Origin of the sequence: Marinomonas sp. BSi20584 (assembly GCF_002792415.1) — a bacterium.
In the GTDB taxonomy this organism is placed as follows: domain Bacteria; phylum Pseudomonadota; class Gammaproteobacteria; order Pseudomonadales; family Marinomonadaceae; genus Marinomonas; species Marinomonas polaris.
In genome coordinates, this window is the sequence record NZ_KZ454931.1 from 1 (window position 1) to 749 (window position 749).

The following is a 749-nucleotide window of genomic DNA, read 5'->3' on the forward strand; positions in this document are numbered from 1 at the left end:
GCTCTTTAACAATTCGAATTTTGAAATAACGATAAATCAAGTGTTAAACCGGTGGAAGATCACTTTAACCTAGTGACTTCTATTATCGTAAATCCAGAGGGGTACAAAAGCCCTTTGGTATGTGATCCGAAACTATTTTGGGTTATATGGTCAAGTGACCAAGCGTGCACGGTGGATGCCTTGGCAGTCAGAGGCGATGAAGGACGTGGTAATCTGCGAAAAGGTTCGGGGAGTCGATAAACAGGCTTTGATCCGAACATGTCCGAATGGGGAAACCCACTCTACTTGTAGAGTATCCCACAGTGAATACATAGCTGTGTGGAGGCGAACCCGGGGAACTGAAACATCTAAGTACCCGGAGGAAAAGAAATCAACCGAGATTCCCTAAGTAGCGGCGAGCGAAAGGGGATTAGCCCTTAAGTGGTTTTGGTGTTAGTAGAAGGCTCTGGAAAGTGCCGCAATAGAGGGTGATAGCCCCGTATACGAAAACACCTTAATCATGAAAACGAGTAGGACGGGACACGTGTTATCCTGTCTGAATATGGGGGGACCATCCTCCAAGGCTAAATACTCCTGACTGACCGATAGTGAACCAGTACCGTGAGGGAAAGGCGAAAAGAACCCCTGTGAGGGGAGTGAAATAGATCCTGAAACCGTGTACGTACAAGCAGTGGGAGCGGACTTGTTCCGTGACTGCGTACCTTTTGTATAATGGGTCAACGACTTATTTTCAGTAGCAAGGTTAAGCG

1 rRNA gene is annotated in these 749 nt (G+C 46.9%); it reads left to right on the forward strand.

Annotated features, from left to right (window positions below):
• Positions 1-148 precede the first annotated feature (148 nt).
• Positions 149-749 (forward strand): 23S ribosomal RNA (locus TY87_RS22405); the annotation flags it as partial.